At 53.1% G+C, this 17374-nt stretch carries 20 protein-coding genes and 1 pseudogene; 10 read left to right on the forward strand and 11 right to left on the reverse strand.

The features are described from left to right. Positions 1-96: 96 nt before the first annotated feature. Together DYY88_RS08640 and DYY88_RS08645 are read right to left on the reverse strand one after the other, a co-directional pair. Entirely contained in the window at positions 97-492 is a 396-nt protein-coding gene (locus DYY88_RS08640) for a hypothetical protein (protein WP_039728460.1), read from the reverse strand. Between the two features lie 69 nt (positions 493-561). Beyond that, positions 562-1401, reverse strand: a complete 840-nt coding sequence (locus DYY88_RS08645; protein WP_130199374.1) for a hypothetical protein — start codon at positions 1399-1401, stop codon at positions 562-564. A gap of 483 nt (positions 1402-1884) precedes the next feature. Between DYY88_RS08645 and DYY88_RS08650 the strand changes: the two genes are divergently transcribed. From DYY88_RS08650 to DYY88_RS08660, 3 genes are all read left to right on the forward strand, one after another. Further along, positions 1885-2205, forward strand: coding sequence for a hypothetical protein (locus DYY88_RS08650; protein WP_039728458.1), 321 nt, complete (start codon positions 1885-1887; stop codon positions 2203-2205). Between the two features lie 118 nt (positions 2206-2323). Next, positions 2324-3013, forward strand: coding sequence for a class I SAM-dependent methyltransferase (locus DYY88_RS08655; protein ID WP_052456701.1), 690 nt, complete (start codon positions 2324-2326; stop codon positions 3011-3013). Positions 3014-3154: 141 nt separating this feature from the next. Further along, positions 3155-3652: an HNH endonuclease gene (locus DYY88_RS08660; RefSeq protein ID WP_039728457.1), complete on the forward strand. Its 498-nt coding sequence runs from the start codon at positions 3155-3157 to the stop codon at positions 3650-3652. A gap of 155 nt (positions 3653-3807) precedes the next feature. Here DYY88_RS08660 and DYY88_RS08665 read toward each other — a convergent pair whose 3' ends face one another. Then, positions 3808-5394 carry an NAD(P)H-quinone oxidoreductase subunit N gene (locus DYY88_RS08665; protein ID WP_039728456.1) on the reverse strand — a complete coding sequence of 529 codons (1587 nt, stop codon included), beginning with the start codon at positions 5392-5394 and terminating at the stop codon, positions 3808-3810. Positions 5395-5913: 519 nt separating this feature from the next. On the opposite strand from DYY88_RS08665, the gene topA reads away from it, so the two are divergent. The 6 genes from topA (at position 5914) to DYY88_RS08695 (ending at position 13735) form a co-directional block, all read left to right on the forward strand. Beyond that, positions 5914-8697 (forward strand): type I DNA topoisomerase, encoded by a 2784-nt coding sequence (topA, locus tag DYY88_RS08670; protein ID WP_039728455.1) that lies wholly within the window; start codon positions 5914-5916, stop codon positions 8695-8697. A gap of 59 nt (positions 8698-8756) precedes the next feature. Continuing rightward, positions 8757-10262 carry a hydroxysqualene dehydroxylase gene (locus tag DYY88_RS08675; protein ID WP_039728453.1) on the forward strand — a complete coding sequence of 502 codons (1506 nt, stop codon included), beginning with the start codon at positions 8757-8759 and terminating at the stop codon, positions 10260-10262. Positions 10263-10395: 133 nt separating this feature from the next. Beyond that, a complete protein-coding gene (locus tag DYY88_RS08680; RefSeq protein ID WP_236146382.1) occupies positions 10396-11271 on the forward strand; it encodes a S1 RNA-binding domain-containing protein in 876 nt (291 codons plus the stop codon). A gap of 180 nt (positions 11272-11451) precedes the next feature. Next, complete coding sequence (locus tag DYY88_RS08685; RefSeq protein ID WP_039728449.1) at positions 11452-12315, forward strand: Tab2/Atab2 family RNA-binding protein; 864 nt, start codon at positions 11452-11454, stop codon at positions 12313-12315. Between the two features lie 4 nt (positions 12316-12319). After that, on the forward strand, positions 12320-13186 hold the full coding sequence (locus tag DYY88_RS08690; RefSeq protein WP_367889278.1) for a carbohydrate ABC transporter permease: 867 nt from the start codon (positions 12320-12322) through the stop codon (positions 13184-13186). Between the two features lie 129 nt (positions 13187-13315). Further along, positions 13316-13735: an ArsR/SmtB family transcription factor gene (locus tag DYY88_RS08695; protein WP_039728445.1), complete on the forward strand. Its 420-nt coding sequence runs from the start codon at positions 13316-13318 to the stop codon at positions 13733-13735. A 205-nt stretch (positions 13736-13940) separates the two neighbouring features. On the opposite strand, the gene DYY88_RS08700 is transcribed toward DYY88_RS08695, so the two are convergent. The 6 genes from DYY88_RS08700 to DYY88_RS08730 all read right to left on the reverse strand — a co-directional run bounded on the left by DYY88_RS08700 (position 13941) and on the right by DYY88_RS08730 (position 16389). Beyond that, positions 13941-14225 carry a hypothetical protein gene (locus DYY88_RS08700; protein WP_039728444.1) on the reverse strand — a complete coding sequence of 95 codons (285 nt, stop codon included), beginning with the start codon at positions 14223-14225 and terminating at the stop codon, positions 13941-13943. Positions 14226-14386: 161 nt separating this feature from the next. Then, positions 14387-14632 carry a type II toxin-antitoxin system RelE/ParE family toxin gene (locus tag DYY88_RS08705; protein ID WP_236146381.1) on the reverse strand — a complete coding sequence of 82 codons (246 nt, stop codon included), beginning with the start codon at positions 14630-14632 and terminating at the stop codon, positions 14387-14389. Positions 14633-14680: 48 nt separating this feature from the next. Next, a complete protein-coding gene (locus DYY88_RS08710) occupies positions 14681-14902 on the reverse strand; it encodes a hypothetical protein (protein WP_052288567.1) in 222 nt (73 codons plus the stop codon). A 157-nt stretch (positions 14903-15059) separates the two neighbouring features. Then, positions 15060-15287, reverse strand: coding sequence for a DUF2283 domain-containing protein (locus DYY88_RS08715; RefSeq protein ID WP_039728443.1), 228 nt, complete (start codon positions 15285-15287; stop codon positions 15060-15062). A gap of 606 nt (positions 15288-15893) precedes the next feature. Continuing rightward, complete coding sequence (locus tag DYY88_RS08725) at positions 15894-16178, reverse strand: type II toxin-antitoxin system RelE family toxin (RefSeq protein ID WP_039728441.1); 285 nt, start codon at positions 16176-16178, stop codon at positions 15894-15896. Beyond that, complete coding sequence (locus DYY88_RS08730) at positions 16159-16389, reverse strand: hypothetical protein (RefSeq protein WP_039728439.1); 231 nt, start codon at positions 16387-16389, stop codon at positions 16159-16161. The genes DYY88_RS08725 and DYY88_RS08730 overlap by 20 nt, the downstream gene beginning before the upstream one ends. Before the next feature lie 47 nt (positions 16390-16436). On the opposite strand from DYY88_RS08730, the gene DYY88_RS24865 reads away from it, so the two are divergent. After that, positions 16437-16562: a hypothetical protein gene (locus tag DYY88_RS24865; protein WP_302849234.1), complete on the forward strand. Its 126-nt coding sequence runs from the start codon at positions 16437-16439 to the stop codon at positions 16560-16562. A gap of 1 nt (position 16563) precedes the next feature. On the opposite strand, the pseudogene DYY88_RS25055 reads toward DYY88_RS24865, so the two are convergent. Together DYY88_RS25055 and DYY88_RS08740 are read right to left on the reverse strand one after the other, a co-directional pair. Beyond that, positions 16564-16889: pseudogene (locus tag DYY88_RS25055) on the reverse strand (type II toxin-antitoxin system PemK/MazF family toxin). Further along, a complete protein-coding gene (locus DYY88_RS08740) occupies positions 16890-17114 on the reverse strand; it encodes a hypothetical protein (protein ID WP_039728435.1) in 225 nt (74 codons plus the stop codon). Positions 17115-17374: the final 260 nt, after the last annotated feature.

The following is a 17374-nucleotide window of genomic DNA, read 5'->3' on the forward strand; positions in this document are numbered from 1 at the left end:
GCCCTCTTTTGTCGCTAACCAAATATGGGGGACCTCTAGGCACCTCAGCGGTTGATGCAATGCCGAAGTTTGGGTAAGAGTACTTGCCAGAGAACCTCAGAAACCTTCATCCACCTCGCTCTGATCGGCATCGTGGTCAGGCGCTGGGCATGAAATTTGTCCCGCGAGAGCTTTCAACACCCCCTCGATGCTGTGTTGCGGTAGGGGATCGATTAGTTCACTCTCCTCGTAGTGTTGCAGCCCAGAGATGAAGGCTTTAGCCCGATCGCTATCCATTAATTCTCCGGCGCGGAGCTTGGCGAGAAACATCTGCTGCACGGCGCGGGCTAACTCATAGTTTTTGCTGGCAAAAATGCAGGTGATGTCGGTGCCGTAAAGGGAAAACCAGGTCTGCCAGTTGTGGGTAACGGGATGAAGCACGACGCCGCAAGCCAGCTGGTGATCTTGTAAAGCAGCCGCGATCGCCGATTGCTGCCAGAGCAAATCACTCATAAATCAATCCCGATTAGAGTCTCTCTGAGAATAGCTTGCTGAATGGCATCTGTCAGAATGCCGTGGCAGTCAAGACTGTAGCAAGTCTGTAGCTTCTTGGAGCTGAGTCGCCCAGACGCGATCGCCGAGAGCGGCCAATAACAGGGCGGTGGTGGCGACCGTAAATGCCCCCGCAATTAAAAATTCGCTCATGATCGGTTCTACCCCCAAGGCCAAAATCATTTCTGAAATAGCCAAGTAAGCAAAATACATGAAAATGCTGAGTTCGACCCAAGAGCCCACGGCGGTAAAACGAGCCAGCCCTCGCGGGTTATCAAATTTTTGGTCTTGCCAATACCGCCGCAGAATGATCGCCGGCCAAGCACTCAACATCACCAAGCCAAACACCACCAATCCAACCAGGGGAAAGCTGCCCAACACTTGCGCTTGGCTCCACTGAGCTGTCGCCGCCGTTTTGCCAGGGCCGGTCACCAACGCATCGATCGATACCGCCCAAACCGCCGCCCAAAACCGCGAGTGTTTAGCTAAAAATTGGTAGAAGAAATCATTGTCATCGATCTCGTCGTCATCATCGTCATTATCAAGTCCGGCAATGTCGCGCACTACATCGTTGATGAACCACACCATCGCGAGAAAACCGGCCCCATAAATGCCCGCCTTGAGGGATGGAAAGGAACTGGCGGCGTACCACAAGCCAATCAGACCAATCATCGGAAATACGGTGTGGGTAAACCCGATCGCCGCCGCCCAAGTAAGCGCATCACGGACAGTTTCAAACCGCTTAAAGCGGCCAATCGTGGCAATCACAGCATCTGCAGCAATGCCAATCCCGATCGCAGCATTAATAAGTAGGTATTGCCAATGACCCGGGGCTAAAACCCATACCTTGAGGCCAACGTCTTCCATCATTGAGAGTTATCGCACCAGATGTCTGCAATCACTGTCACAATATCTTATCTTCAAAAATGAGAAGATTATGAAAAGTCCGTCAATAATTCTGGCGCACCGCTCTCGTTGCAAGAATGCCGTCGCTGCCGATGGTAAAACAGGCAACAAGCAGAGCCGCGCTTGAGCTGTTGCTGACCGCTAAGGGAGTTGCTAGCAAATAGCATCCCTGATTGTTGGGGTTTGGCACGTATCTGTTTAGCGTCAGGCTGCTACTGTTCCCCCTAAATCCCCTTAAAGCCCTGTGGGCATGGCTGCGCTAAAACAAGGGGGACTTCGAGCCGGGATATTCTGAGCCCCCTTGCCAAGGGGGCAGCGACAGCGGGGGAGCTCAAACTCCGCTAAACAGATACTTTGGCACTGCCAAACCTGTACAGTTGCTTTGATGTTCTGGGAGCTTATTTAAGCGCGTAGCCCTAAATTAATTGTCACCCACCATTCTCAGCCATGAAACTCGTCCTCTTAATTCGCCGGTTGCATCGCACGGTGGCACCGATTGTTTTACTGCCGCTATTGGTCACGGTAGCTACCGGGGTGGTTTATCGTCTGTCTAAGGACTGGTTTGGCCTGTCTCGCGATCAAGTGCATTTCTTGATGACTTTGCACGAAGGAGAGTATCTAGGCCCGACCCTAGAACCGATTTATGTCTTGCTCAACGGCTTGGGGTTGTTGTGGATGCTGATCACCGGCAGCGTCATGCTCTGGCAGAATTTTAGACGCTCACTGAAAAGTAAGGCTAAGCCAGAACCCAGCAGCTCAGAAGCGTAAATGCCAACTCTCACTAAAGCGATGATTCCGGCTAGAAGGTTTAATCGTTAAACCAGCGCTCGCTGATGGCAGCTAGGGGGATTGTGGCTCGGCCAACTTGCAGAGGTAGTAACTGAACATGACCGTCCAGCCTAATTACATGATTCATGATCGCGCTTACCAAGCTAAGCGTCAGGACTCTACCTTTTCTGGATGGAGCAAACAGGACGAATGGGCCGAAGATTGGCAGCAGACTTGGCTACCTTTGATGTCTCATCCGACATTTCCCAATCGGGGGCGATTGCTAGAGTTGGGGTGCGGTGCGGGTAATGTGAGTATCGCGTTTGCCCAAGCCGGATACAACGTGACGGGCATTGATATTGCGCCCACCGCGATCGCCTGGGCCAGAGAAAACGCCACGGTGGCAGCGGTAGATGTGACGTTTGTGGAAGGGAACGTGTTGACCTTAGCAGCGTTTGCCGATGCTTCTTTCGATGGGGTGCTAGATGGCCGGTGCTTTCATTGCATTATCGGCCGCGATCGCACTCAGTTCCTTAGCTCAGTGCATCGCGTTCTTAAACCCGGCGGCACCTTCACAGTCTGCTCGATGTGTAATGACGTGCCGGATACGCCATTCTTTCAAGAATTTTTTGACCCAGTTTCCCGTTGCACCATTCAACAGGGAGTGGCCACGCGACATATCGGCGATTCGAACCAGATCTTGCAGGAAGTAATCACGGCGGGCTTCCGCATTGTGGCCGTCACTTTAGTACCACCACAGCATGCTATTGATTTGGCTGATATACAAATCATTGCTACTAAAAGCTGACCTTCATCATTGGTTAGCTTTTAGTGAACTGTCTGCCCTAATAAGCTCTGCTCGCGGCTGGATTGCGAAGTAATTCGCCTGTCTCCGTTGGAAAAAAATACCTGTGCTACCATCGGTGCAATATTCTTCAGATCATCAACAATGAGTAAGGTTCTAGTGCTTAACGCCTCTTATGAACCGCTCAACATCACCAGTTGGCGTCGAGCGATCGTGCTTGTCATCAAGGGCAAGGCTGAACAGGTGGAGCATAACGGCAGATTTATCTATCCAGAAATGCCGTTGCCGACCGTGATTCGCCTGCGGAACTATGTTCGGGTGCCTTACAAAGAAATCCCCTTAACTCGCCGCAATATCCTGCAGCGGGATGACCATACCTGCCAATATTGCGGGTTATCAGGAGATGGACTGACATTAGATCACGTGGTGCCGCGATCGCGGGGAGGCGGTGACAAGTGGGACAACATTGTGACTGCTTGTGTCCGCTGCAATGTCAAAAAGGGCAATCGCACGCCTCGCGAAGCCTCGATGCCGCTGCGCAATCCTCCTCGACGGCCCCACAGCAGCCTCTATTTTGAGGTCACGCGCCAGGTCAAGAGTGGCACCCACGCTGAGTGGAAAAAGTACGTCATTGGCGTTTAGCGATCGCTGACTGGCTGACGACAACATCCAGGGGATGCTCTGAGTGTCGCGATTTCCTCGATAGCCAAAACGCCCTGCAGCTAGTGACTAGCTGCAGGGCGTTCAACAAATCGGTCGAGGTTAGTCACAGCCAACCTTCAGCCTAAACTGGCGCATTAACGCTGGGCGATCGCCTTATCTATGGACGTGAGGGCCGCAACTGACGGGGCAGCTGCAGGCGATTGCTGTTGTTCAATCGATGCTCGTAGCAAAGGCGTATGACTCACGGAGTTATTGGCCAAGGTGAACAACGGGTTAGACAGAATGCCCGCTAAAGAGGTTGCTACTACCGCTAAGACCAAGCTCACTTGCAGCGGGCGCAGGCCTGGCAAATCCCACCGGACTTCGGGATAGTTAGCCACCACGTCAGACATCTCTTGGGGTTCTTTCACCACCATCATCTTGACGACTCGGATGTAGTAGTAGATCGAGATGACGCTAGTCACCAAGCCCACCAGCACCAAGCCATAAGCACCTGCCTGCCAACCGGCCCAAAAGATGTAGAGCTTACCAAAGAAACCAGCGAGTGGCGGAATGCCGCCCAGCGATAGTAGGCAAATACTCAAGCCCAGCGTTAAGAGAGGATCCTTCTGATAGAGACCGCTGTATTCGCTAATTTGATCAGTGCCCGTACGCAAGGAGAAGAGAATGACGCAGGTAAAGCCGCCCAAGTTCATGAATAGGTAAACCAGCAGGTAAAAAATCATGCTGGAATAGCCCGCTTCTGTGCCAATCACCAGGCCAATCATCAAAAAGCCAGCCTGGGCAATGGACGAGTAGGCGAGGAGTCGCTTCATGCTGGTTTGGGCCAGGGCCACGACGTTGCCCAGCACCATGCTGAGAATTGCCAATGCCGTAAAGACAAAATGCCATTGCTCAGAGACGACCGGGAAGACAGCTACCAACAGGCGAATCGCCAGGGCAAAACCAGCGGCCTTGGAACCCACCGAGAGAAACGCCACGACTGGCGTTGGTGAACCCTCGTAAACGTCGGGAGTCCACTGGTGGAAAGGCACTGCCGCAATCTTGAACGCGATACCCGCAATGACAAATACCAAAGCGACGATGATACCAATGGGGGCATCACTATCGGCAGCGACGAAGCTTTCGGCGATTTCCAATAGCTGCATCTTGCCGCCAGACAAGCCGTAGAGCAGCGACATGCCGTAGAGGAAAATCGCAGAACTCGCCGCCCCGATCAACAAATATTTGAGTGCGGCTTCGTTGGAGCGGGGGTCACGCTTCATGTAGCCCGTCAATAAATAGGACGAGATACTTAGGGTCTCTAGCGCCACAAAGATGGTGACTAAGTCGTTCGCCCCGGAGAGGAACATGCCGCCGAGGGTCGCGGTCATCATGATGACCAAAAATTCCGCCAGAGAGGTGCCTGACTGCTCGACATAGCGAATGGACATGGGCACGGTGGCGATCGCTGACAATGCGATAATGCCGCGAAATACGATACTGAGGTCATCGCCAATGAAACTGCCCAAAAAGCTCAGGGGCGTGGCGGTATCCCACTGATAAACCAACGCCACGATCGCGAGTGATAGGCCCCCCATGGTGGCATAGGGCGTCCAGCGGGTTGAGGCTCGGCCCGCAATCAAATCACCGACCAAAACCACCAGCAAAGTGATCACTACGATGCCTTCTGGCAGAATGATGCCCGCATTCAATTGGGAGGCAAGATTCGCAACATCCATCCGGTCAATTGCTCCAGCGCTAACTACGTCCACTTTCTCAATACCATCGCTGCTAATCCTCAAGGACTCAAGGCTATCAGCGATCGCAAATCTTCAGCTTTCCATTGGCATCTTACCCTGCGTACTCCGGTTTAGGGGTACTTCTGGGGGGATGAATTCTCCCTATCAGCCTGATTAGCGAGGCGAAAGTGAGGCGTTCTGGCATCTGTTATCCCTCTAACCCCTCATGGGTCAGTAATGAGTGGGTTGCCATGAGCGCACTTTCATGATGAAAAGCCAGGTTAGGGCTACTGGTTCCAGAGAGCTGATGAGTCAACCGCGGATTTGGGTACTCTCCGAGACAAATGCGCTAGGGTCAATTTAGCGATCGCAGAGATGATGTGTTAGGAGTGGACAGGAAAGCGCTTGCAGAAGTATCGAAGCGAGCAAAACCTGAAATCTTAGTTAACAATCCTTTCTGTCTGCGCCACTGATCCGCTAACGTCACGAAATCCCAGAATCTTATATCCCGATCAATCTATGTCCACCCTCGTCATCGTTGAGTCCCCCACTAAAGCCAAGACTATTCGGAATTACTTGCCTTCCGGGTATCGCGTCGAGGCGTCAATGGGGCATGTGAGAGATTTGCCGCGATCGGCGAGCGAGATTCCGGCCTCGGTCAAAGGTGAAAAGTGGGCCCAGCTGGGGGTGAACCCTGACGCTGATTTTGAGCCCCTGTACGTGGTGCCTTCGGACAAAAAGAAGGTCGTCAAAACGCTGAAAGATGCCCTCAAAAGCGCTGACGAACTCGTCCTTGCGACTGACGAAGACCGCGAAGGTGAAAGCATTAGCTGGCACTTATTGCAGGTGTTGAAGCCCAAGGTGCCGATCAAGCGCATGGTGTTTCACGAGATTACCGAAGAAGCGATTCAGGCAGCGCTGGATAATTGTCGGGATATCGACGACCAGCTCGTGCGGGCGCAAGAGACCCGCCGCATTCTTGATCGCTTGGTGGGCTATACGCTGTCACCGCTGTTGTGGAAAAAGATCGCCTGGGGCTTGTCGGCAGGGCGAGTGCAGTCTGTGGCGGTGAAGCTCTTGGTGGAGCGAGAGCGGGCCCGGCGAGCCTTCCGGCGCGGGTCGTATTGGGATCTGAAAGCTCAGCTGCTGAAAGACAGCGAATCGTTTGAAGCGAAGTTGATCACGCTGGATGGCAAGCGCCTCGCCACCGGCAGCGACTTTGACGAAAATACAGGACAGGTTGCCGCTGGCCGCGATGTTGTCTTGTTGAATGAAGCGGAAGCTACCGCTCTGCAAACCCGATTGGAAGCCGGAGCCTGGACGGTCGCGAATTTAGAAGAGCGCCCCTCCACCCGGAAACCTTCGCCGCCCTTCACGACCTCCACCTTGCAGCAAGAGTCGAACCGCAAGCTGCGGCTCTCGGCTCGCGACACCATGCGCGTCGCCCAAAGCCTGTATGAGCAGGGTTACATCACCTATATGCGTACTGACTCGGTGCACTTGTCTCAACAAGCGATCGCCGCTGCTCGCAACTGTGTTGAGCAAAAGTACGGCAAGGAATACCTCAGCCCCAAGTCGCGCCAATACGCCACGAAGAGTAAGTCCGCTCAGGAGGCGCACGAAGCGATTCGGCCTTCGGGGCAGACTTTTCGCACGCCTCAAGAGACGGGACTGAGCGGTCGCGAACTCTCGCTCTATGACCTGATTTGGAAGCGCACCGTCGCCACCCAAATGGCAGAAGTGCGGCAGACCAACATCACCGTGCAAATCGAAGTCGATAATGCGGTCTTCCGGGCCAGTGGTAAGCGGATTGATTTTCCCGGTTTCTTTCGCGCCTATGTGGAAGGATCGGATGATCCCGATGCGGCGATCGAAAACCAGGAAGTGTTGCTGCCCCGACTGGCGGTGGGCGACGCGGTGAACTGTAACGAACTGGAAGCCGTGGGCCATGAAACCCAACCACCGGCCCGTTATACCGAAGCCACGTTGGTGAAAACCTTGGAGAGTGAAGGCATTGGCCGTCCGAGCACCTATGCCAGCGTCATCGGCACCATTATCGATCGCGGCTACGTCACTGCGAACGGTAGTAGTCTGACGCCGACGTTCACGGCGTTTGCGGTGACCGATCTGCTGTCCAGTCACTTCCCCGATTTGGTCGATGTCGGTTTTACGGCTCGCATGGAGCAGACGCTTGACCACATTTCGACGGGTGAAGCCGATTGGCTGCCGTACCTAAAAGATTTTTACGCGGGTGATGAGGGGCTGGAAACTCAGGTTCAGGAGCAGGAAAGTCAAATCGACCCGGCGGAAGCGCGCACTGTGGCGCTAGACGGTTTAGAGGCCAAGGTGCGGATCGGACGCTATGGCCCTTATGTGGAAACTGAAGACGAAGAAGGCCCAGTCAAGGCCTCAGTGCCGATTGACGTGTCGCCCGCTGATTTAGACGCGGATCAGGTCGAACTGCTGTTAAAGCAAAAGCGGGAAGGTCCGGAAAAACTGGGGCTGCACCCCGAAACGGGCGAGCCGATTTATGTGCTGGTGGGAGCCTATGGGCCCTATGTACAACTCGGTGACGCCACTGACGAGCGGCCCAAGCCCAAGCGGGCTTCTCTGCCCAAAGGCAAAAAGCCAGAAGACGTGACCATGGAAATGGCCACGGGTCTATTGGCGTTGCCGCGACTGCTCGGGCCGCATCCAGAAACGGGTAAGCCGATTAAGGCCAGCTTGGGGCGGTTTGGCCCCTACGTGGTGCATGATCAGGGCAAAGACGGCAAAGATTATCGATCGCTCAAGGGCGACGATGATGTGCTGACCGTGACCTTGGAGCGGGCGATGGAACTGTTGTCGCAGCCGAAGGCCGGACGCGGTCGCCGCAAAGCCGAACCCTTAAAGGAACTCGGCAAGCACCCTGACGATGATGAGCTGATTGCGGTTTACAAAGGCCCCTACGGTTTGTACGTCAAGCACGGTAAAACCAATGCGGGCTTACCAGAGGGCAAAACCGAGAATGACATTACATTAGAGGAAGCGATCGCCCTCATCACCGCCAAAGCAGGCGCGAAGAAGAAAACAACGCGGAAAAAGGCCACCACCGCCAAGAAATCCACAGCGAAGAAAACGACGGCGAAAAAGTCTACCGCCAAAAAGACCACGGCAAAGAAAACCACGACTCGCAAGGCTTCCACCACTAAGCAAGCCGCCGCGTCAAAGTCAACCGGGGCCAAAACCACCACGGCGAAAAAGACGACTCGCAAACAATCCACCGCGAAGGACAAATCCTCATCCGAAGCCTCAGAGAGCTGAAATTAACCTACGCTGAAGACTGGATCACATCATCAGCGTAGGGATTAGCTATCAAGGTTATGGATACTCAGACTCAAGCGTCACCACGAGTCGTTGTCGTGGGGGCTGGTTGGGCCGGCTTAGGGGCCGCCTATCACCTTGCTAAACAAGGATATGCCGTCACGCTGTTGGAGGCGGGCAGCTATCCAGGCGGGCTGGTGGCGGGTTGGCAAACCGAGCAAGGGCGATCGGTCGAGGCGGGTATTCACGGTTTTTGGTATCCCTACCGCAATATTTTTAGCCTGGTGGACGAGTTAGGCATTCAGCCTTTCACGCCCTACACCCGCTCCAGCCAATATTCCCCCCACGGCTTAGAGGTCGAGTCGCCGCTGTTCCAGATGGAGCCGTACTTGCCGAGTCCGTTGGGCACCTTTGTCTATACCGACTTCAAGCGACTGCCGCTGAGCGATCGCCTCTCGGCCTTGCCGCTGCTGTATTCCGTAGTGGACTTCGATAACTCAGACGACGCTTGGCGACGGTACGATCGCCTCTCCGCGCGAGAACTTTTTCGACAGTTTGGCGTGTCAGAACGGCTGTATAAAGAAGCCTTTGAGCCGATGTTGCTGGTGGGTTTGTTTGCCCCGGGTGAGCAATGTTCCGCCGCCGCGACCTTGGGAATGCTCTATTACTTCATCCTGGCTCACCAGCCCGACTTTGACGTGCGCTGGTGTCGGGGCACCGTGGGTGAGCAAATCTTCCGCCCCTGGACCCAGGCGATTGAGCAGGCGGGAGGCCAGATTCTCGCCAATCATCGCGTCACCGATGTGATTGAAGGGGAGGGCGATCGCCTCACGGGCGTCGTCTGCGGCGATGAAGTGTTTGAAGCCGATGCCGTCATCTTTTCCGTCGGTATCACGGGGCTGAAGAAGATTGTCGCCAGCAGTCCCGCTCTGCGCCGCCGCGAAGAGTTTCGCAATGTGCAAAATTTAGGTGCGATCGACGTGCTGGCCACCCGGCTCTGGTTCGATCGCAAAATCGACATTCCCCTTCCCTCTAATGCCTGCTTTGGCTTCCATCAAACGACAGGCTGGACCTTTTTTGACCTCAACGCTCTCCACGACGAATATCGTGAGGAACCCGGTAGCGTGGTCGAAGTCGATTACTATCACGCCAATCAGTTGCTTTACCTGGATGATGAGGAAGTGCTGCCGCTGGTGCAGGCAAATCTGGCGGGCTGTCTGCCGGACTTTGGCGAAGCTCAAATTGTCGATCACAGCGTGATTCGCATTCCCCAGGGCGTCACCCACTTCGCCCCCGGCAGCTATCAATACCTGCTCCCGGGGCAAACCAGCTTCCAAAACGTGTTTATGAGTGGCGACTGGGTGGTGACCCGCCACGGCTCTTGGTCCCAGGAAAAAGCCTACGTTACTGGGCTGGAGGCCGCAAATCGAGCGATCGCCCTCTGCGGCCTGGGGCAAACCGCCGATATCATCCCCATTGTGCCCGACGAGCCTCACATTCAAGCGGCGCGACAGGTCAATCGCTGGGGGCGATCGCTGCTCTCGCAAATGGGCCTACCCCTTTGAGTCGCCACCGATCCGCTGGTGCTAACAACGCGACATGACTCGTCTTTATCAGAATGTTGCGAATGGTATACCCGGTAAATCGGTTGCTATGATTGAAAAACTGAATTTTTGCAGCAACCGGGAGAACCCGACTTTGACCTTTTCGACTGAAGATTTCGCCCGCGCCCTGGCCGACCACGACTACACCTTCCAAACCGGCAGTACGGTTAAAGGCACAGTGATTGGTCATGGTTCAGAGGGGGCCATGGTAGAGATTGGCGGCAAATCCGACGCCTTTTTGCCCCTTAAAGAAGCTGCCCTAGAGCGGGTCGAAAACCTCGAAGAAACGCTGCCCTTGGGTGAAGAGTTCGAGTTTTTGATTATTCGCGATCAGGACAAAGAAGGCCGGGTCGTCTTGTCGCTGCGTCGCCTCATGGTGCAGCGCGTGTGGGAACGCCTCACCGAAAAAGAAGCCAACAAAGACATCCTGGATGTGAAGGTGACCGGCACGAACAAAGGCGGCGTCATTGTGGATGTGGAAGGATTGCGCGGATTTGTGCCGCGATCGCATCTCGCCCAACCCGATGATCTGGATGCCCTCGTGGGCACCACATTGTCCGTCGGCTTTTTGGAAGTCAATCAAGAAGGCAACAAATTGGTGCTTTCTCAGCGTCAAGCCGCGCGATCGCAAGCTATGTCCACTTTGGAAGTGGGCCAACTGGTGCAAGGCAAAATCGCTAGCCTCAAACCCTATGGCGCGTTTGTCAGCTTCGACGGGGTTACGGGGCTACTGCACATTAATCAGATCAGCCAAAACTACGTCGATTCCTTACCCAACCTGTTGAAAGCCGGGCAAGACATCAAGGCCATCATCGTCAGTTTGGATGAACAACGCGGTCGCATTTCTCTCTCCACGAAAGTGTTGGAAAAGTATCCCGGAGAAGTGCTCAAAGAATTTGATACCGTAATGTCAGACGTTGACAATCGCTTGCAAAATGTCGGCAAAATGCTGGCTAATAGCGAGCTATAGAGAACGATCTGAGCAGATCCGAGTCGAGATGACAGTCACATGACACAGCCGCGATCGCGCTTCTGTGTTACTTGGCCGCAGCGCTTTGACGACTGGTCTGGGGATCATTGAGGGATCCTAGCTGTGCTGTTATTCATCTTGGCGATCAGTCATTCACCGTAGCAGGCTTATAAAACACTTATGGGTACCGTTTGGGAACTAGACTTTTACTCGCGTCCGCTGCTGGATGAGAACAATAAAAAGCGCTGGGAAGTGCTGATCAGCGAAGGACTCCAGACTATTGACGCCAACCCTGACAGCCTCTTTCGCTTTAGCAAGTTTGTTGCCAATACGGAAGTCAATTCCATTGAGTTAAAAAAGGCGATCGAAGAAGCGATCGCTCAAGCTCCTGAGCCCCCCAGCCGCATTCGCTTCTTTCGGTTTGCGATGCAAAACATGATTACCCGGGCCTGTGAAGACTTGGGGATTGCGGCTCAACCCAGTCGCCGCACCCTGGCCCTGCAACAGTGGATGGACTATCGCCGTCGCGAAGTCTATCCCCACGAGCCCGGCTACACCGATAAGCCCTCGCCTAGCGTCGGTGCCCCACCCCCCGCGCCGAAATCATTGCCCGACGCCCTGATTGGCCAGCAATGGGCACTCGTTTCGTTGCCGGCCAAAGACTTTGCTGATATGTCAGAGTGGCCGATTGATTTTGGTGAAGCCTTTTCACCGCAACTGGTTGGCGTTGCCGATGACACGATGGTGCCAGGGTTGGTGATTTTTTCCCCTCGGGCGCAACCGATGGCGGGTTGGTTGTCTGGCTTGGAAGTCAGTGAGTTGCGCGTCGAACCGGGCAAGACGCCGCGACTGATTTTGGAAACCGGGAGCGCCGACAGTTGGGTCATTGCTCCCCTGAACTCACCGGAGTTGCAGCAGGAAGCCGACAACTTTGAGACGGCAAAACAGCAGGCAAATCAAGTGCACTTCCTAGCGGTGCAAGCTGATCCCAACACCGAAGCCTTTGCCGGATTCTGGCTCATGCAGAGTCTTCAGTTGGGCTGAAACCATGACAGCAACTCCTAATCCGTCACTCATGCAGCGACTCAGACAGGCCACTTGGGTGCGGTTGACGGTGACTTATGGGGTCTTGAGCGCGATCGCCCTGGCCATGTTGTTGCCATTGCTCTGGCTAGTGAGTACCGCTTTCAAATCTCCTGACGAAAACATTTTCGCCTTTCCGCCCCAATTTATTCCCGCCTCGCCCACCCTTAACAACTTCATCACCGTTTGGCAGCAAAACCCCTTTGGGCAATACTTCGTCAACAGCATCATCGTGGCAGTTTTGACCGTCGGGCTAAATTTGCTGTTCTGTTCCCTCGCGGCTTATCCCCTAGCTCGATTGAAGTTCAGGGGACGACAGTTTTTGTTTGCGCTAATTGTGGCGACGATTTTGATTCCCTTTCAAATTGTCATGATCCCGCTATATGTGCTGGCCGTTCAGCTCGGTTTACGCAACACCTACCTGGGCTTAATTTTTCCGTTCATTGCTTCAGCCTTCGGGATTTTTCTGATGCGTCAAGCCTTTCTCGGCGTCCCCAAAGAGTTGGAAGAAGCCGCGCGGATCGATGGCTGCTCAGAGTTGGGCATCTGGTGGAATGTGATGATTTCCTCTACGCGACCGGCTCTCGTCACATTGGCGATTTTTGTTTTCATTGGTGCCTGGAGCGATTTCCTGTGGCCCTTGATTTTGCTCGATCGCCCTGAATACTACACCTTGCCGCTTGGCGTCGCCAAGTTGGCGGGCAGCTTTTCGCTAGACTGGCGTTTAATTGCCGCCGGTTCCGTCATTTCCATCTTGCCTGTGCTGATTTTCTTTGTGGTGATGCAGCGCTACATCGTCCCCACCGAGTCGGGTAGCGGTCTGAAAGGGTAGGGGGATCCACCCATGTCTGCAAACGGAGATACAATACAACTCTCTAGTTATAGAGTATGCTAGGGTTAATTGATAATTTGCCCTCACGGCTAAATTCTGCTGTTGCCTACGTTTTAGGAACTCTGCAAGATGGTTACAACTCCGCAGGTCATGAATCAGCAATCCTCTGTTGTTGGTGATTGTGAAGACGACTGCATGCTGTCGAAACTCTCACCCGCTGCCTTACAGCTGGTTGCAGAGTTTTTCAAAGTGCTGTCCGAATCTAGCCGCTTGCAAATTGTGTGTCGGTTACGCAACGGCCCGAAAAATGTCTCCGAAATCATCGAACTGACAGGGTTAGGTCAAGCTAACGTTTCTAAACACCTGAAAATTCTGGCTCAAGCAGGTGTAGTCACCCGCGAGCAGCAGGGCGTTTGCGTTTTCTATCAAATCGCTAATCCGTTTGTTTTCGATCTGTGCGAACTCGTGTGTAACTCGCTGGCTCAGCAAATTCAGCAGCAGACAGCCCACCAAGCGGCTCTAGACGAGTTTCGTCAAACGATCAGCTAGGCTAGCTGTTTTTGGAGTGGAAGCAAGGTCGGGAAAAGGGTCAAGCATCTTAATCGTCATGCTTGACCGTTGATTTCAAACCATCTGAAACGCTACGTGAATGTTGCATTTACGAAAGTAAGCGATCGCCTATTGGACTGATTAGACGTCTTCAATGGTGCTAGCCTGTCCGGTGGACAATCGCCCCTCCCACTTTCGCGATCGCCTACTTCCCAAAAATTCTTGCTGCACCCTCAACCAGAATCTCAGCTTTGTCCAGCAAACTGCCAAAGATCACAACCGTAGCAGCAGCGATGATGACAGTTCTTGAGATTGCCAAGTTATCTTTCGACAGTTGCAGAAACCGCTCTTCCCATTTGTCGGTGCGTTCATCAAGACGTTGAACGTCGGTATCCAGTTTTTGCTCTAGGCGTTTGATGTTATTGTCTAGCTGCTCTAAGCGATCAAGCACTTCAGTTTGAAAGTCTCTAGGTTCTGGCGTTGCGGTCATGGCAAGTGGCCTATCCTGATGCTGCTGTCTCAATCATAAGCGGATGTATGGGGCTTGGTTGATGTTGTAGAAAGGTGATCACTCCGCGATCTCCCTTACCCTCAATCGCGGTTGCCTCCACTTTCCCCGCGATCGCCTCTCACCTTCACTCACTGCTCTCTTTACAGCTCCTCAAAAATTGTAGGCAGATCACGATAGCCACTGATGACTCTCACGATTTCAATGCCGCCATTGATGGGGCGATAGAAGATGATGTAACTCTTGAGCAGAATTCCGCGCATACCGAGCAGCAAGTCATCGTAGCTACGACCGATATTAGGAAATTGCACCAATTTCCGACACTTTTGGTCAAATTCAGCTAAAAACTGTTCTCCGGCATCAATGCTTTGTTCTGAAAGGTTAAGCAATGATGTCTTCTAAGTCGCGACTGGCGCTGGGAGAAATAATGTAGCGGCTCATCGCGATCGCTCGCGAGCCTGTCGCAATTTCTCTTGCAGTCGCCCAATCACGACTTCACTGTCAAGACCTTCGCCGCGATCTAGCTCAGCGATGCCGACTTGAAGTTTCTCGCGGGTTTCAGTGACCCACTGCCCGTATTGCCGATCGCGCTCTTCTAACAGTTCCAAGGCAGCAGCCAGAGCTGCATCGACGCTATCGTAGTGGCCTTTGTCTACCAACTGTTGGAGTCGGTTTTCTTAGTTGGGAGTGAGCGCGATCGCCATAACCAGTTCACTCTTGAAGCGTCGGGAAAGATTGTTGCTACAAGCTTAGCACTGCCGCGTTGACGCTAGCCCGTCCTAAGGACAATCGCCCTTACCGAGAGCTCCATACACCCTAGGAAGCCTGATTTGCCATCACCAGTGAAGTAATGGGTAAAGCATTCGTTTCGAGTCGAGAAATGTCAACGACTTTGCTGGCATGTTCAATATCCAACCCGACCAGATTTCCTTGGTCATCAAAATCTAAAACAATGCCCGTAGCAACTTCTTGAGAATCAACGCTCGGGATATCTGTCAGGCTGATATAAAGGGAATCGGTTTCGGGATAGTAATGGAATTTCATCGCTGCGATTCCTTAAAGTTACGGTCGGGGAAGGCGTTCAAGATAGTCTCTCCATCTTCGAGGGTGACAACTCTTAAGTATTTGCCAAGTTCTTCGATAAAGCACCAGTGGCGGATCCGACCATCCGGTTGAACTTCTTTTCTAATGGAATTACAGATGGTTCGTTCACACCATTCTCGCTGAAGATACGGACGTCTGACTAAAACCTGCTCTTCAAAGTAGCGTGTGGTTTTCACAGACCCGATCGCCCCTTCAGACCTAAAATCCAATTCTAGACGCGTTGGCGCTAGTGCAACGTCAACGCAAAGAATTAGGGTAGTCAATACTGTTGTAGAAGATGAAACTGAGACGATGAAAGCCTTACCCCATGCCCAANNNGATTGGCAGATGAAAGTTGATGATGCCAGAAGCAAGTTGACCTCTGTCTACCCTAAAATCAAGCTTTGACGCTGCACTAGCCTGTCTGGAGGACAATCGCCTTCATCATCCCGAGATCGCCCCTCACCTCAACCGAGATCGCTCCTCACCCTCCCCAGATCGCCCTTCACCCCCAATGATCGCCTTTGGCAGTGACGTGTCCGGAGGACGATCGCCCTTCACACAGATTTACTTCTCGTAAATGTTGCCTCTGAAGTCGATGTCGTAGATGAGCAAAATCTCGATTTCGTTATTGACTAACATAAAAATGACTCGGATTTGCCCAACTCGCAGTCGAAAGTAGCCCTCCCATCGCCCTTTGAGCTTTTTGATATCTAGCTCTGTGAAGGGAATGATGCCATCTGCTTCAAGAATGCTGTGGAGTTGAAGGATTTTTTGCCGGACTCTTTCAGTGGTTTGGGCATCGAGCTTCTTCAGAAATTTGACGGCTCGCTTACTGAATTGAACCTCCATGCCGCACCCAATCGGTAAGGTTGATCAGTTCCTCGTCTGCGTAGTCTTCTGGAGAGCCTAAGGAAGCGTCAATTTCAGCTTGTTCTTCGTTGCTGACGAAGGGCATCAGCAGTTGACTCAGGTTTAGCCGCTCTTCCCGCAACACTTCTCGCAGACTTTCTTTGATTAGCGCTTTGAGGGTGTCAGTTGTCAGGGCGTCGGTGGACTCCATACAATCGGAAACTCCTGAGTGTCTGTACCCACTATCTTAGTTAGGAGTTGGCAGATTGGGATACCCTACATTGGCGCTGGCCTGTCCAGAGGAGACTTGCCCTCACCCTGCCCGCGATCGCCCCTGCCATCTCCGCGATCGCCCCTCACTTCGCCGCGTTAGCTACCCCGTAACCTACAGAAAAAGTACTAATCTCAAACCTTCATCTACATCTGCTTGAAGGTTGCTAGAAAGTGAGCCCACTCGCTCAGTCAGAAGACTCTTATCAATAGTCAAAATTTGGAAACATTGATAACTGAATCACGGGTCAAGCCTGATTCTTGGCTGGCCAGGAAAATGTTGTCAGGCGCATTAGCAAGTCTCAGGTTGGATGTGATAACGGCAATGATGAGGGTATTGATGTTGCTTTGATTGAACGTGTCGTCTTGAATCACCAGGACGGGTCTACGGTGGCCGGGTTCTGAGCCTGTGGGATCACACCAAATTTCGCCACGATACACTTACCATTCCTCGCGGGGGAGTGCTGCGAACTGGGCCTGAGCTAATGCCGGATCAACTTCTGAGGGTTCCTGGCTGTAGATAGCGTTGAGGGTTTCCAGGATGGAGTGAGCTTGGCTGTCTGGGGTGGTGTTTTGGCGCAGTGACTCTAAAATACTGTGGACGAGTTGCCAACGATCGCGCTCTGACAGTTGCAATGCTTGGTTTTCAATATCCTGAAGCGTCATGGCTCAATAGAAGTTACAAGTATCTTTATTGTACTGATCGCCCCTCATCTCCCGCGATCGCTCTCATCCTCACCGCGCTCTCCTTTCACCACCCCCGTGACTGCTTTTCCCCTCAACCGAGATCACTTCTCCAGCCTGGAAAATCATGGCTTGTTCCAATAGTGTCTTTCCCTGTGTACAGCATTTCTCACTCTAGTGAGGTGCAGTAGCAGCAATTTGTAAACCAGTTTTTAATGTCTGTCAAAGAAACTTCCTTGAAT

The sequence above is a fragment of the Leptolyngbya iicbica LK genome, assembly GCF_004212215.1.
Taxonomy (GTDB): domain Bacteria; phylum Cyanobacteriota; class Cyanobacteriia; order Phormidesmidales; family Phormidesmidaceae; genus Halomicronema; species Halomicronema iicbica.